Raw genomic sequence first — 15314 nt, forward strand, 5'->3', positions numbered from 1 at the left:
CATTAGTCCCGGTGATCGCGAATGATGGCGCGGAGCAGTTCGACCACCCCGGCAGCCATCAGCGCCGTCAGCACGAACACCACGATGTTGTAGAGGCGGCGGGGTTGCAGCGGGTATTCGGGCCGGGTCGGGCTCTGCACCACCGCCACGTTCTTGAGCTTGCGGGTCGATTCGATGCGTGCCTTTTCCAGGGCGCCCAGCGCGGTCTTGTAGAGGTCTTGCGCAAACTCCGCGGCGGCCTGCAGGCGTTCATGCTCCTCCAGCACCTTGTTCAGCCCCCGCCCGCGGGTCGACACCATGCGCCCACGCTGCCCGGCAATTTGCCGCTGCACCGCGGCGATCTGCGCATCGAGTTGCTGGATCGCGGGCGATTCCGGCGTGAAGACATCCCTGAGCGCATCGCGCTTGACCTGCAGATCCGCCAGCGTCCCTTCCGCATTGGCCACCACATTCGACAGGCTTTCTACTTCCCCCCGCGGCGACACCAGCCCGTTGGCGTCCTGGTAGGCGACCAGTGCCTGGCGTGCGCTGCCGAGCCGCTCGCCCTGCTCGTGCACCTGTCTTTCGATGAACACCACCTGCTCCGCGGCGATCCGGTGCGTCATCTCGTTCATGAAGCGCTCCCCTTCGCTGACCAGTGCGCTGGCGATGGCGTGTGACATCGCGGGGCTGTAGGCCTCGGCGCTAACCACCAGCACGCGCGAAAAATCGTCATATTCGACGCTGACGCGGCTGAGATAGTAGGCATGGAACCGCTCCAGCGAAGCGTCGTCGAACCAGAGCCGCGACAGCGGGTCACGGCGGCTGTCGGCATAGTGCTTGCGCAGGCCGAGCCTGGATTCCAGCTTGGCGAGCATGTCGGTGGAGAGCAGGTATTCACGCAGCAGCAGCAAGTCCTGTGGCGCCGCACTACCGCTCAGCAAGGAGGAAAAGTCCGCGGCATTGGCGCCGATACCGTCGCTGCGCTCGATCACGACGCGCGCCTCGGACACGTACAGGTCAGAGGCAATCGCTCCCCAATACAGGATCGCCAGCAGGCACGCCCCGAGTGCAGCGCGCCAGACGGGACTGAGATCGAAGAGCTTGCCGCGCATCGCCAGGGCCGCGGACCTGAACGTCGTGGTCATGCCGGAATGCTTTCCCTGTAGCGGCGCAAGGCTTCATCAACGGAGTCGAACCATTGCGCGCGGCCACGGTGCAGCCATACCGCGGCGTCACAGAAACCACGCAGCGTCGATTCGCTGTGCGACACCATGACCAGCCCGGCACGCCCGGCAAGGTCCTCGAACGCCTTCTGTGATTTGCGCCGGAAGGCCGTGTCGCCGACCGCGGTCAGTTCGTCGACAAGATACATGTCGAAGTCGAACGCGAGCGAGAGCGCGAACGCCAGCCGGGAACGCATGCCCGACGAATAGGTCTTCACGGGCGCGTCGAACGCGCCGTCCAGCCCGGAGTATTCGCGCACGAACGCCTGCGCGGCCGAAATGCTGGCCCCTGCACCGTGGATCCGACACACGAACTTGGTGTTCTGGCGCCCGCTGAGCGAACCCTGGAAGCCGCCCGCCAGGCCCAGCGGCCAGGACACCCGGCAATGGCGCGCAACTTGCCCGCGATCGGGCTGGTCGGTACCGCCGATCAGGCGCAGCAGCGTGGACTTGCCGGCACCGTTGGCGCCGATCAGCGCCACCCTGCTCTTTTTGGGAATGCTGAACGACACGCCCTCCAGTACCCATCCCGCGCTGGCCGCTGCGCGATAGCGCTTGTAAACGTCCCGGACTTCGATCATCGCAATCAAGGCGCTCATTGCGCGCGCAGCCTCGCAGCAAAGCGTGCATGCAGCGCCAGTCCGAGACAGGTGCCGGCCAGCGCCCAGAATGCCAGGTACCCCAGGCAGACGTGCGAATCGCCGTGATACCCCGTGAAGTAGCCGCTGCGCATGGCTTCAAGCCCGTGCGTGATCGGGTTCAGCAGCACCGCCTGGCGCAAGCCGTGTGGCAGCGTCGACACCGGATACATGACGGCCGACATGAAATAGAGCGGCGTGAAGGCCAGCCGTACCAGCCTGACGCCTTCCGGCAACAGCGTGCCAACGACCGAAAAGGCCAGTCCTAGGCCCAGGCCGAGGGTCCATAACATGCATGCCGAACGGAACACCCGGAGCGGGTCGGCCGGACGCACCGCGATCCCGCACAACGCCAGCGCGGCCAGCAGCGCCACGCCGACCATCAGGTAGAGAAACGCTTCGAGGACTGCGCGTACCAGCACGGTATCGACCGGGCGCACCTGCCGGTAGGCGAACAGCGCCTGGTTGGCGTTGACCGCCTCCATGCAGCGGATGGCCACATTGCGCACCAGAAAGAAGCCCCACACGCCGAGCAGGATGAAGATCTCCACGTTCGCGCCCGCCATCACCCGGTGCCGGATCATGCCGAACATCACCATCAGGAAGACGATATGCGCGGCGGGCTCCAGCAATATCCAGAGCCACGCGGCACGGCTGGCGGCAAGGCGGGCACCGGCCTCGCGCAGGAACAGCGCGCGCCAGACCGACAGCGCCACGGAAACATCAGACCGGACTACCGCGGACCCGCTCATTGCTGCGGTACGCCGTGGCGATCGAACAAGTCGAGGATGCCGGCCACCTGCCGTTGCGCATCCAGCACCACCAGTGCCCGGATGCCGCGCGCGTGCATGGCCTGCTCGGCTTCGGCCAGGCGCGCATCGGCACGGATCGTCACGGGATGCGGGCTCATGAAGTCCGCCACCGGCCGGTCCAGTGCCTGCCGGTCGCGTTCGATCGCGCGCCGCAGGTCGCCGTCGGTGAACAGCCCACACAAGCGGCCATCCTCCAGGACCACGGTCAGCCCGAGCCGCCCGGTCGTCATGGCGTCAATAGCCTCACGCAGCGGTGTCGCCGGCGCTACCGCCGGCACGTGCCGGTGCATGGCGTCGCGCACGCGCGCCAGCAACTTGCGGCCGAGGCTGCCGCCAGGATGGAAGCGCGCGAAATCCAATGGCTGGAAGCCGCGCAGGGTGATCAGGCTCACCGCCAGCGCATCGCCCAGCGCCATGGTCAGCAGCGTCGACGTGGTCGGCGCCAGGTTGTTGGGGCAGACCTCGCGCTCCATGGGCAGGTGCAGGAACACCGTGCTGTGGCGCGCCAGCGTCGAAGACCTCGCGCTGCCAATGCCGATGATGCGGTTGCCGAACTCCTGCAGGGAGGGCAACAGCCGCAGGATTTCTTCGGTCTCGCCGCTGTTGGAGATCAGGATCAGGATGTCCTGCGGCCTGACCACGCCGAGGTCGCCGTGCAGGGCCTCGGCGGGGTGGAGGAAATAGCTGGGCGTGCCGGTGGAACTGAAGGTCGCTGCCATCTTGCGGCCAACGAGGCCCGATTTGCCCATGCCGCAGACAATGACGTTACCGCGGCATTCGAGCAGCAACGCAACCGCCACATCCAGCTCTGGACCGACCGCCTGGGCCATTGCGCCGACGGCCTCGGCCTGTTGGCAGAGTACCGACCGGGCGATGGCCGAGGGGCGTTCCCCGCCGATTTTGACCGCACCCGCTACTTCGTCCCGAAAACCTGTTTCCATCGTGCCCTTATTATCCGACCCGCCGCGATGCCCCGGTTGGGCACATTCTTGCGAGCGCAAATAATAAGGTTTGGCGATGGGGAGTGACTACTGGCGGCGACACCCCCAGGAATGGCGCTTAAACGGACGCGTATGCGCGCTTTTTTTCGATTCTCACATGCCTGTGACGCATTTTTCGGAATTGATCCGCGTTATTCCCGGGATTTATCGGTCAGATTGTTTTGAGAATATTGCAATCGAACAGCAATGACGAAAATAGAAACCACATCGTGCCCAGCCATTCGCATGGTGCCACGACAAAATTCAGAAAATTCCTAAGTGCGATGAGAAGCTTCACAGCAACCAATCTGCAACTTTCCCATACAGCCGACCGCGTCCATTGAAAGGAGCACGGGAAAAGGCCCCCTACTTCAGTCGATACCGATAGCAATTGTCGCTGCCAAGCTCGCGCACAACCTCCTTGCGTTCAAGCAAGTAATTCAGGTGCGCGATGCTTTCCCCGGTGGCCATGCCAAGCAAGCCGCCGCTGCCCGTAATCGGACGCGAGAACAGTTCGCCGAACACGTCGACCGCCCGTTTCGGCTCGGCCAGCGCCGCACGCAACCGGTCCAGCGCCTGCAGCTGGCTGGCGCGCAGGTAGTCCAGCCGGGCATGCAGGCCGCGGAATGGCTCGTTATGCGCCGGCAACACCAGCACATCATCCGGCACGGCGGCCTTGACCTTTTCTAGCGAAGCCAGCCAGTCCTGCATCGGATCGCCATCCGGCTCGGTCGGGAACACCGAAACGTTGGAGGAAATGCGCGGCAGCACCTGGTCGCCCGATACCAGCACCTTCAGCGCGGGACAGTACAGGCAAGCGTGCTCGGGAGAGTGGCCGGTGCCGACAATGACCTGCCAGTCATGCGCGCCGATGCGAACGGTGTCGCCATCGGTCAGCCGGCGGAAACTCTCCGGCAAGGCATGCACATATTTGCCGAAACCGCCGAAGCGGGCGCGATAGACCTCGATGGCCTCGTCGTCCCAGCCGGCGCGCCGGTAGAACTCGATCGCGTCGGCCGGGGCTGCCCTGCCGGTGTCCGCGGCAAGAACCCGGCACATCAGGTATTCCAGCCGGGTCATCCACAACTGGCAGCCGAACTTGCTGGTCAGCCAGCCGGCCATGCCGACGTGGTCCGGATGCATGTGGGTGACGAACAACCGCGTCAGGCCACCGGCCAGCGCGCCATCCGTGCCAAACAGCGTGCGCCAGGCCTGCGCTGTTTCGGGGGTCTGCAGCCCGGAATCGACCGCGGCCCAGCCGCCTTCGTCGCGGATCGCCCACAGGTTGATATGGTTCAGGCCGAGCGGCATCGGCATCCGCAGCCACATCACGCCGGGCGCGACTTCGATGGCGCGTCCTGGTTCGGGCGGTTCGCCACAGGGATACTGAAGTTCGGGCTTCTCGATGGCGGGGACGCTGGGGCTGGCGTGGGCGCTCATGGTGGTCGGGGGCGGTGTTGTGCGGGCCGGCCACTCGCACGGGCCGGACCTTGTCAATAGGACACACCTTAGCCGAGATGGACGATTCTTGCCACGGCCGCCTGGCCAGCCCTCGCGCCCCCGCCGCCAGGGCTTGCGTTGCGCCGCCCCTTATGTGCGAGGCGCCGGCAGCACCTTCCCCGGATTCAGCAGATTCATCGGATCAAGCGCCCGCTTCACCTGCCACATCAGTTCCAGCTCCACCTGCGACTTGTACCGCACCAGGTCGTCCCGCTTGGCCACCCCGATGCCATGCTCGGCCGACACCGAGCCGTTGCCGGCGTAGGCCAGGCCATCCACCAGCGTCGACACCGGCTCATACCACCGCGCCAGGAAATCCTTGGCCGCCTGCTCCCTGGGCCGCAGCGGGTTGAAGTGGACATTGCCGTCGCCCATGTGCCCGTAGATCACCATGCGCGCGTCCGGCACCAGTTCCAGCACCTTGGCCGAAGCCTCTTCGACAAAGGCCGCGATGCGCGACAGCGGCACCGAGACATCGCACTTGATGCTGCCGCCGGTGCGCGTCTGCGCGTCGGAGATCTCTTCGCGGATGCGCCAGAAGGTCTGGACGTCGGACAGGCTGGAGGCGACGGCGGCATCCAGCACAAGCCCCTGGCCGAAGCCGGACTCGAGGATTTCCATCAGCGTGGCGTTGAGGCTTTCAGCGTCGGTGCCGGAAGTCAGTTCGACCAGCACCATCCAGTCGTGGCGGTCCTGCAGCGGCGCGGCTACGTTGCCGAGGAATTCCAGCACCAGTTCCAGCGCGGGCCGCGAAATCAGCTCGAATGCGCTGACGGCCTGGCCGGAGAGCCGCTTGGCTTCGCCGAGCAGCGCCACGGCGGCAGCCGGGTCCTTGACCGCAACCAGCGCCACGGCGGTGCTGCGCGGCTGCGGCATCAGCTTGAGCACGGCACCGGTGATGATGCCAAGCGTGCCTTCGGCGCCGATGAACAAATGCTTGAGGTCGTAGCCGGTGTTGTCCTTGCGCAGGCCTCGCAGCGACGAGAAGATGCGCCCGTCGGGCAGCACCGCTTCGATGCCGAGCACGAGGTCGCGCATATTGCCGTAGCGCAGCACCGCGGTGCCGCCGGCATTGGTCGACAGGTTGCCGCCGATCTGGCACGAGCCTTCAGAACCGATGCGCAGCGGGAACAGGCGCCCTTCCCCTTCGGCTGCACCGCGTGCGGCGCTCAGCGTCACGCCGGCCTGCACGGTCATGGTGTCGTTGATGGTGTCGACTTCCAGCACGCGGTTCATGCGGCCCAGGTTGACCACCACCGCGGTACCGCTGTCGTCGGGCACCGCGCCGCCCATCAGCGAGGTATTGCCGCCCTGCGGCACCACCGGCACGCGGTTGGCATGGCACCACTGCAGCACCTGGCTGACCTGTTCCGTCGACGACGGCAGCACCACCACCTGCGCCTGGCCGCGGTAGATGCCGCGGTAGTCGGTGACGTAGGCCTGGGTGTCGGCCTCGCCGGTGCGGCAGGCGTTGGCGCCGACGATGGCTTCCATCGCGCGCAGCGTGGATTCGTGAGTCTGGGGGACGGCTTGCATGGTTAGTCCTGAAGCGGGTCAGTACGCGGCGGAGGGCTTGGTGTCGGCGGCAGCGTCGGCCGGTTGCTCGCGGAACGATGCCGCCAGCTTGCGCGCGGCATTGGCATAGACCAGCACGTCGACGCCGGTAGCCACGAAGGTGCAGCCGAGTTCGAGGTAGCGGCGCGCCAGCGCGGGATCGGAGGTCAGCGTGCCGGCGGCCTTGCCACTGGCGATGATGGTGCGCATCGCCCCTTCGATCGCAGCCTGTACTTCGGGATGGCCGGGGCGGCCGCGATGGCCCATCGATGCGGCGAGGTCGGCGGGGCCGATAAAGACGCCGTCGACGCCGTCCACCGCGCAGATGGCTTCCAGGTTCTGCAGCGCGGTGACGGTCTCGGCCTGCACCAGCAGGCAGACTTCGTCATCGGCCACGTCGAGGTAATCGGTGCGCGAACTCCAGCGCGAAGCCCGTGCCACCGCGCTGCCCACGCCGCGGATGCCTTGCGGCGGGTAGCGGGTCGCGCTGACCAGCGTGCGTGCCTGCTCGGCGGTGTCGACCATCGGCACCAGCAACGTCTTGGCGCCGATATCGAGCAGTTGCTTGATCAGTGCCACGTCGCCGGACACGGCGCGCACCACCGGCTGCGACGGATAGGCGCCCAGCGTCTGCAGCGCCTGCAGCGTGGTTTGCAGGTCGTTGGGCGCGTGCTCGCCGTCGATCAGCAGCCAGTCGAAACCGGCGGTGGCCGACACTTCGGCCAGGTACGGCGTGGCCATCGACAGCCACAGGCCGATCTGCGGCTGGCGCGCGGCCAGCGCGGTCTTGAAGGGGTTGTCTGCGGGCATGTGGATTCTTCCTGTTCGATCTGACGGTTGCCCGGCGCTTCAGCCGAGCTGACCCTGGCAAAGGTACTTGGTGTGCATGTAGTCGTCCAGGCCATGGCGCGAGCCTTCACGGCCGTAGCCGGACTCCTTGACGCCGCCGAACGGCGCTGCCTCCGCGGCGATCGCGCCTTCGTTGATGCCGACCATGCCGGTTTCCAGCGCCTGCGCCACGCGCCAGATGCGGCGGATATCGTTGGAATAGAAATAGGCGGCCAGTCCGAACGGCGTGTCGTTGGCGTCGCGGATGACCTCGGCTTCGTCGCGGAAGCGGAAGATCGGCGCGACCGGGCCGAAGGTCTCTTCGCACGACAGCTCCATCGCCGGCGTGGCATCGACCAGCACGGTCGGCGCGTAGTAGTTCGGGCCGTCGTCGGTGCGCACGCGCTTTCCACCGGTGACCACGCGCGCGCCGCGGGCGACGGCGTCATCGACGTGGCGGGCGATCTTGTCGACGGCGCGCGCATTGATCATCGGGCCGATCTGCGCGGCGTCTTCCGTCGCGGGGCCGACGTGGAGCGCGCCAACGCGCTGAGCCAGCCGCCCGACAAAGTCGTCGTGGACCGCCTCATGGACATAGACGCGGTTCGGGCAAACGCAGGTCTGGCCGCCGTTGCGGAACTTCGACGCCATCAGGCCGTCGACCGCGGCATCCAGGTCGGCATCCTCGAACACGATGAACGGTGCGTTGCCTCCCAGTTCCAGCGACAGCTTCTTCAGCGTGGCGGCGGATTCGCGCGCCAGGTGCTTGCCGACCGGCGTGGAGCCGGTGAACGTGACCTTGCGCACACGGCTGTCGACCAGCCAGGCATCGACCACGCCGGGCGTATGCTCGCGCGAGGCGGTGACCATGTTGAGCACGCCCGCCGGAATGCCGGCCTGCTGTGCCAGCCATGCCAGCGCCAGAGCCGTCAGCGGCGTGTCTTCGGCGGGCTTGGCCACCACGGTGCAGCCGGCGGCCAGCGCGGGAGCGATCTTGCGGGCGATCATTGCCAGCGGGAAATTCCACGGCGTGATCGCGGCGACCACGCCTACCGGCTCCTTGAGAACCAGCAGTTTGCGGCCCGGCACAGCTTCCGCGACGATGTCGCCGCAGATGCGGGTCGCTTCCTCGGCGAACCATTCGACGTAGGACGCGCCGTACAGCACTTCGCCGCGCGCTTCCTTGAGGGGCTTGCCTTGCTCGGTGGAGATGATGCGGGCCAGGTCTTCCTGGTGCTGCAGGATCAGTGCATGCCAGCGCTTGATCAGCTGCGCACGCTCGCGTGCGGTGCGCCGGCTCCAGGCCGGGAATGCGGCGGCGGCCGCATCGACCGCCAGGCGCGCATCGCCGGCATCACTGTCGGGCACGAAGGCAAAGGCCTCGCAGGTGGCGGGATCGGTGACGGACAGGCGACCGCCCAGGCCGGCATCGCGCCAGTGGTCGTCGATCAGGTTCTGGCTGCGCAGCAGCGCGGGCTCGGCAAGGTTCAGGGCCATCGGATGTCGATTCAAAAATGGTGGGAAAGCCAGCAATCAGCTGACGATGCCGAGGTGCCAGGGTACGAACTCGTTGTCGCCCAAACCCAGCATCTCGCTCTTGGTCGGCTCGCCGGAAGCGGCACGCAGGATATGCTGGAAAATGCGCTCGCCCATCTGGGACACGGTCAGCTCGCCATCGAGCACCAGCCCGCAGTTGATGTCCATGTCCTCTTCCAGCCGCTGGAACATGGCGGAGTTGGACGCGAGCTTGATCGTCGGGGCGGGCTTGGAGCCGAACATCGAGCCGCGGCCGGTGGTGAAGCAGATCAGGTTGGCGCCGCTGGCGATCTGGCCGGTTACGGCGACCGGGTCATAGCCGGGCGAGTCCATGAAGACAAAGCCGGCGCGGTCGATCGGTTCGGCATACTCGTACACCGCCTGCAGCGGCGTGGTGCCGCCCTTCATCGCGGAGCCCAGCGACTTCTCGAAGATATTGGCCAGGCCGCCCTGCTGGTTGCCGTGGCCGACCACGCCGTTGAACTGCGCGTTATGGCCGGCGGTGTAGCGCTCCCACCAGGCCAGCCGGTCGAGCAGCTTCTGCCCGACTTCCGGCGAGACAGCGCGGCGCGTCAGCATGAATTCAACGCCGTGGATCTCAGGCGTCTCCGACAGGATGGCGGTGCCGCCGTGGCGCACCAGGAGGTCCATGGCCGCGCCCAGAGCCGGGTTGGCGCTGATGCCCGAGAAACCGTCCGAGCCGCCGCACTCCAGGCCGATCTTGAGATGGCTGGCCGGCACCGGCTGGCGCTTCGCGGCATTGGCCGCGGGCAGCATCGCCTCGACCGCGCGGATGCCCGCCGCGATGGTGGCGCGCGTGCCGCCGGTGTCCTGCATCACCAGCGTATGCACCGCGGGTCCGGGCTCGAGACCCTGCGACTCGACCAGCGATGCGACCTGGTTGCGCTCGCAGCCCAGCCCGACGATGAGCACGCCCGCCAGGTTGGGATGCCGCGCATAGCCGGCCAGCGTGCGCCGCAGCACGTCGAAATGCTCGCTCGGCGACGACATGCCGCAGCCGCTGGTCTGCGCGAATGCGACCACGCCATCGACGTTGGGATAGGCAGCCAGCCGTTCCGGGGTGAAATGCGCGGCAATCTGCCGGATCACCGTGGACGAGCAATTGACCGAAGACAGGATGCCGATGAAATTGCGCGTGCCGACGCGGCCATCGGCGCGCACGAAGCCGTTGAACGTGGCGCGCTGCGCCTCGGGCACGTAGTCGACCGGGCGCACGTCCTGGCAGAACGCCGGGTCGCGATAGAAATCGACCAATGTCAGGTTGTGCGAATGCACGTGCTCGCCGGGCACGATATCGCGCGCCGCCACGCCGATCACGGTATCGAACTTGCGCACCGGCGTGCCCGCGGCAATGGCGCAGGCCGCGATCTTGTGTCCGGCCGGCACCTGCGCGCGCACGCGCACCGCGGGTTCGACAAGCTGCTGGCCCAGCGACAGTTCATGCCGGGCGACCAGCACGTTGTCGTTGGCGTGCAGGCGGATGACGGGATTGGGCTTCACTTGGGCTTCGCTTTGGTGGACGGCTGGTGGTGCGACAGGTGGGGCGGCTGGGGTTGCAACTAAGCTCAGCTTTGCTGCAGCAGTTCCTTGAGCTTGAGGCGCTTGATCAGCTCGGTTTCCTGGGCATAGACGCTGGCCACGTACTTCTTGTAGTCGGGGCCGTCCAGGTACATCAGCGGTGCATCCAGCCGTGCCGCGACCTGCTTGAATTCATTGCTCGCCACCGCTGCGCGGAAGGCATCGCGCAGCGTCTTCTCCACCGCGGGCGGCAGGCCCTTGGGCGCGCCGATGCCATTGGGCGCTTCCACCACCACGTTGTAGCCAAGTTCCTTCAGCGTGGGCGTGTCCTTGAAGCGCGACGCGCGCTGCTCGCCCCAGGTTGCCAGCAGGCGCAGCTTGCCGGCTTCCACATGCGGTGCCCACGAGCTGGAATCGGCCAGCAGGTCCACCTGACCCGCCAGCACGTCCTGCAGCGCGGCGGCGCCACCCTTGTAGGCGATCGCGTTGAACTGCACGCCAGCGGCCAGCGCAAACTGCTCCATGCCGACATGGGTCGCGCCGCCGATGCCGGCGTGCGCATAGGTGATCTTGCCCGGGCTAGCCTTGGCCGCCGCCACCACGTCCTGCAGCGTCTTGTAGCGCGAGTTGGCCGGCACGGCGATGCCGAAGGTCTGGCCCGACGTGCGCGCCAGGTAGGTCAGCTCGGTGCGCGGGTCCAGCTGCAGCATGCCGAGCTGGGCAAAGCGAGTGACCGAGATCGGGATCTGCCCGATGGTGTAGCCATCCGGCGTGGCACGCGCCAGCGCCTTGGTGCCGATCATGCCGGAGGCGCCTGCACGGTTCTCCACCACGATCGACTGCTTGAGGATGCCGCCGGCCACCTGGCACAGCGCGCGCATGGACTGGTCAGCGGTGCCGCCGACCGGCCACGGGCAGATGAAGGTGATGGGACGCTCGGGATACGCGGAGGCCAGCGCACGCGAGCCCGGCAGCAGCACGCCGGCGGCACCGGCAGCCACGCCGGCGGCAGCGCCGATGAGCAGGTTGCGGCGCTTCAGGTCGATGGGGAGTCCTTGGGTCATTTGCGGGTGTCTCCGTGTTTTGATTATGGGCGACCGGTGCATGGCCGGCTTTGTCATGTCACGCATTTTGTGGCTGCGGAACATAACAATCCAATCAAAAACTAGCATTGCTTCATAACGTTTTCGTTAGGTAGACTGCGGGCATGGTCAAGATCGATCGCGCGCTGCGCTCCAATATCAAGCTGCGCCATCTGCAATTGCTGGTGGCACTGGATGAATTCCGCCACCTCGGCCGTACCGCGGAGTTTTTGTCGGTGAGCCAGCCCGCGGTGTCGCGGGTGCTGACCGAAGTCGAGAAGATGCTGGGGCTGACGCTGTTCACGCGCTCGACGCGCGGCACCGAGCCCACGCCCGCCGGCGAATCGCTGGTGCGTTTCGCGCGCTCGGTGCTGGCGCAGTACGAGCAGACCCGCGATGAGATCGCGGCGGTTCAGAGCGGCGCGTCGGGGCGCGTGCAGGTGGGCTCGATGGGCGCCGCCCTGCCGGTCCTGCTGGCGCGCGCGGTGGGGCTGCTCAAGGACCGCCACGCGCGTGCCACCGTGCTGGTGGAGGAAGGCGACCTGACGCACCTGCTGCCCAAGCTGCGCCTGCGCGAACTGGACCTGATCCTCGGCCGGCTGGAGCCCGGCTATGCGGCGCCTGACCTCGTGACCGAAGCCTTGTATGAAGAGCCGATGGTGGTGGTGGTCAAGCGCGGCCACAAGCTCGGGCGCAAGACCCGGCCCGGCTGGTCCGACCTGGCGGCAATGCCCTGCGTGCTGCCGCCGCCCTGGGCATCGCTGCGGGTGAAGATCGAGCAGGCGTTCTACCGTTACGGGCTGCATCCGCCGCAGGACGTGATCGAGACGTCTTCCTATCTGGCGATGACGACCTTCGTCGCCCAGCGCGGCGCGGCCGGGTTCATGGCGCAATCGGTCGCGCGTGCGATGCAGGCAGAAGGGAAGCTGCAGGTGCTGGCGATGGAGGTGCCAGTGGAACTGCCGCCGGTCGGCATCATTACGCTGCGCGAACGCGCACCGTCGCTCAGCGCGGAGCAGTTGCTGGCCTGCCTGCGCCAGGCCGCCGCGGAAGGCGCCTAGCCGCGCGCCAGCAGCGCCGGCACGGAAGTCGCGAGCAAGGCCACGCCCGAAGCCGTCAGCAGCGTCAGCACCACCTTGCGGAAGGTGGCCTCGCTGATACCCAGGTACAGGCGCGTGCCGAGCAGCGTCGGCACCAGCATGGCAGGCGCCACCACCAGGAACATCGGCAGCATCTCGCGCGTGACGATGCCCTTGCCGACGTAGGCGGCCATCGTCACCGCCAGCGTGGCGAGGTTGAAGTTCTGGATCACCGCGCGCTGCTCATCCTTGTCGAAGCCGCGCAGCGTGCACCACAGTGTCGGGATCACGCCGGTGAAGCCGCCGATGCCGCCCATGACGCCGCCTGCCGCGCCGGCCACGCCGTCGGCCACGCGGCCGCCCACGCCGATGCGCGGCAACTGGCCCGCCATCAGCATGACCGGGCACCACAGCGTCAGGAAGCCGCCCAGCACTACCTTGAACCACAGGGCATCGAGCATTGGCAGGACCGCCACGCCCAGCGGAATGCCGGCCACGCCGCCGGCCACGAACGGCCACAGCCGCCGCCACGACAGCCCCCGCCGCACCGAAGCCGCCGCCAGCAACTGACCGGTGAGCGCGCCGAACACTGTCATCGCCGCCGCCAGCCGGGGCTCGATGGCCCAGGCCCAGAACGACATCGCCACCATGCCGAAGGCAAAGCCAGACAGGCCCTGGACAAAACCGGCGACGGCGGCGCCGGTGATCACGATCAGCAAGGTGGAATCCATGGAGGCAGGACGCGCGCCACGGGTGTGGGCGCCAGACAGGAGCATTGGGGCAAGCGCGTCACTATGCACTTCTTTGCCTGGCATGTCAGTAGCGGACGCTGCTGCACCGCGCAAAACTGATACGGTCTTTTCTCTTGAAAGTGATGCTGTTATTGCCGCGCCTCGATGGGTAGGATGATCCCCGGCAGTTGGCAAAAGGCAGTGCCCGCGCCGCCCGCTGCGGCGAAATGTCACCCGCCCGCCCCGCTGCCCATCGCGCTGTATGCGGCGTACACTACGCTCACCGCACGCGCCTACGGCCCGCGCCCCGGCGCGCCCCCCGGCTGGCCGGCCTGCCCCCGCAGCGCCACGCCGTCCGCAGGCGTGCGCCAGGCCAGCGCCACGGAGAACAACTATGTTTGGTTTGACCGCGCTAGACCTCGCCCGCATCCAGTTTGCCTTTACCGTTTCGTTCCACATCATCTTTCCCGCGATCACCATCGGCCTTGCCGCCTACCTGGCGGTGCTGGAAGGCTGCTGGCTGCGCACCAAGCGCCCGCACTACCGCGACCTTTACCACTTCTGGTCCAAGATCTTCGCCGTCAACTTCGGCATGGGGGTCGTCTCCGGGCTGGTGATGGCCTACCAGTTCGGCACCAACTGGAGCTTCTTCTCCGAGTTCGCCGGCAGCATCACCGGGCCGTTGCTGACCTATGAAGTGCTCACCGCCTTCTTCCTGGAAGCCGGTTTCCTGGGCGTGATGCTGTTCGGCTGGAACCGCGTCGGGCCCGGCCTGCATTTCTTTGCCACGGTGATGGTGGCGCTGGGCACGCTGATTTCCGCCACGTGGATCCTCGCGTCGAACAGCTGGATGCAGACGCCGGCCGGCTTCGAGATCATCAACGGCCGCGTGGTTCCGACTGACTGGTTCGCGGTCATCTTCAACCCGTCCTTCCCCTACCGCCTGCTGCATATGAGCGTGGCCGCGTTCCTGGCCACCGCGCTGTTCGTGGGCGCCTCGGCGGCCTGGCACCTTCTGCGCGGCCGCGACAACCAGGCCATCCGCAAGATGCTGTCGATGGCGATGTGGATGCTGCTGATCGTCGCGCCGATCCAGGCCGTGATCGGCGACCTGCACGGCCTGAACACGCTCAAGCACCAGCCCGCCAAGATCGCTGCACTGGAAGGCCACTGGGAAAACCACGGCAACGAAGGGCTGCCGCTGCTGCTGTTCGGCTGGCCCGACATGCAGCGCGAGGAAACCCGCTTCGCGGTGGAAGTGCCGCGCCTGGGCAGCCTGATCCTGACGCACACCTGGGACGGCCAGATCCAGGGCCTGAAGGAATTCGCCCCGGAGGACCGGCCCAATTCGACCATCCTGTTCTGGTCCTTCCGCGTAATGGTGGGGCTGGGGCTGCTGATGATCGCGCTGGGCGCCTGGAGCCTGCTGTTGCGCCGTCGCGAACGGCTGTACCGCGCCCGCGCTTTCCTGCACATGGCGCTGTGGATGGGCCCGGCCGGCGTGATCGCGATCCTGGCCGGCTGGTACACCACCGAAGTCGGCCGCCAGCCGTGGGTGGTCTACGGCCTGCAGCGCACCGCCGACGCGGTCTCGCCGCACGGCGTGCCCGAACTGGCGCTGACGCTGGGGATCTTCGTGATCGCGTACTTCTTTGTGTTCGGCGTCGGCATCGCCTACATGATGCGGCTGGTGCGCAAGGGGCCGGTGCTGGAAGCGCCAAGGCCGGAAGGCGGTCCGGGGCGCGAGCATACGCCGGCGCGCCCGCTGTCCGCCGTGGACGACGACGAAGTCCTTGCCCCCAACCCCACCGCGCGCACCCGGAGCTGACA

13 protein-coding genes are annotated in these 15314 nt (G+C 67.0%); 2 read left to right on the plus strand and 11 right to left on the minus strand.

Features of this window, described 5'->3' with window-relative positions; translation table 11 throughout:
- Nucleotides 1-2: 2 nt before the first annotated feature.
- The 10 genes from LPA45_RS20970 to LPA45_RS21015 all read right to left on the minus strand — a co-directional run bounded on the left by LPA45_RS20970 (nucleotide 3) and on the right by LPA45_RS21015 (nucleotide 11656).
- Nucleotides 3-1094: a chain-length determining protein gene (locus LPA45_RS20970; protein ID WP_376790688.1), complete on the minus strand. Its 1092-nt coding sequence runs from the start codon at nucleotides 1092-1094 to the stop codon at nucleotides 3-5.
- A gap of 29 nt (nucleotides 1095-1123) precedes the next feature.
- Complete coding sequence (locus LPA45_RS20975; protein ID WP_317923909.1) at nucleotides 1124-1786, minus strand: ABC transporter ATP-binding protein; 663 nt, start codon at nucleotides 1784-1786, stop codon at nucleotides 1124-1126.
- A gap of 14 nt (nucleotides 1787-1800) precedes the next feature.
- Entirely contained in the window at nucleotides 1801-2595 is a 795-nt protein-coding gene (locus LPA45_RS20980; protein ID WP_317923894.1) for an ABC transporter permease, read from the minus strand.
- On the minus strand, nucleotides 2592-3485 hold the full coding sequence (locus LPA45_RS20985; RefSeq protein WP_367395106.1) for an SIS domain-containing protein: 894 nt from the start codon (nucleotides 3483-3485) through the stop codon (nucleotides 2592-2594). Before LPA45_RS20985 ends, LPA45_RS20980 begins: the two co-directional genes overlap by 4 nt.
- Nucleotides 3486-4001: 516 nt before the next feature.
- Nucleotides 4002-5075, minus strand: coding sequence for an MBL fold metallo-hydrolase (locus LPA45_RS20990; RefSeq protein WP_317923899.1), 1074 nt, complete (start codon nucleotides 5073-5075; stop codon nucleotides 4002-4004).
- Between the two features lie 150 nt (nucleotides 5076-5225).
- Nucleotides 5226-6629, minus strand: a complete 1404-nt coding sequence (locus LPA45_RS20995; protein WP_376790689.1) for an FAD-binding oxidoreductase — start codon at nucleotides 6627-6629, stop codon at nucleotides 5226-5228.
- 60 nt (nucleotides 6630-6689) lie between these two features.
- Nucleotides 6690-7499 carry a 4-hydroxy-2-oxoheptanedioate aldolase gene (hpaI, locus tag LPA45_RS21000; RefSeq protein WP_317923903.1) on the minus strand — a complete coding sequence of 270 codons (810 nt, stop codon included), beginning with the start codon at nucleotides 7497-7499 and terminating at the stop codon, nucleotides 6690-6692.
- A gap of 39 nt (nucleotides 7500-7538) precedes the next feature.
- Nucleotides 7539-9014, minus strand: a complete 1476-nt coding sequence (locus LPA45_RS21005; RefSeq protein WP_116321106.1) for an NAD-dependent succinate-semialdehyde dehydrogenase — start codon at nucleotides 9012-9014, stop codon at nucleotides 7539-7541.
- Between the two features lie 36 nt (nucleotides 9015-9050).
- Complete coding sequence (locus tag LPA45_RS21010) at nucleotides 9051-10574, minus strand: UxaA family hydrolase (protein ID WP_317923906.1); 1524 nt, start codon at nucleotides 10572-10574, stop codon at nucleotides 9051-9053.
- A 65-nt stretch (nucleotides 10575-10639) separates the two neighbouring features.
- Complete coding sequence (locus tag LPA45_RS21015; protein ID WP_116321108.1) at nucleotides 10640-11656, minus strand: tripartite tricarboxylate transporter substrate binding protein; 1017 nt, start codon at nucleotides 11654-11656, stop codon at nucleotides 10640-10642.
- 143 nt (nucleotides 11657-11799) lie between these two features.
- Here LPA45_RS21015 and LPA45_RS21020 point away from each other — a divergent pair, with 143 nt between their 5' ends.
- Nucleotides 11800-12735: a LysR substrate-binding domain-containing protein gene (locus LPA45_RS21020; RefSeq protein ID WP_116321109.1), complete on the plus strand. Its 936-nt coding sequence runs from the start codon at nucleotides 11800-11802 to the stop codon at nucleotides 12733-12735.
- Here LPA45_RS21020 and LPA45_RS21025 read toward each other — a convergent pair.
- A complete protein-coding gene (locus tag LPA45_RS21025) occupies nucleotides 12732-13484 on the minus strand; it encodes a sulfite exporter TauE/SafE family protein (protein ID WP_367395107.1) in 753 nt (250 codons plus the stop codon). The genes LPA45_RS21020 and LPA45_RS21025 overlap by 4 nt on opposite strands.
- A gap of 394 nt (nucleotides 13485-13878) precedes the next feature.
- Between LPA45_RS21025 and LPA45_RS21030 the strand changes: the two genes are divergently transcribed.
- Complete coding sequence (locus LPA45_RS21030) at nucleotides 13879-15312, plus strand: cytochrome ubiquinol oxidase subunit I (RefSeq protein WP_317924654.1); 1434 nt, start codon at nucleotides 13879-13881, stop codon at nucleotides 15310-15312.
- Nucleotides 15313-15314: the final 2 nt, after the last annotated feature.

This window comes from Cupriavidus sp. Agwp_2 (assembly GCF_040784895.1).
Lineage (GTDB): Bacteria > Pseudomonadota > Gammaproteobacteria > Burkholderiales > Burkholderiaceae > Cupriavidus.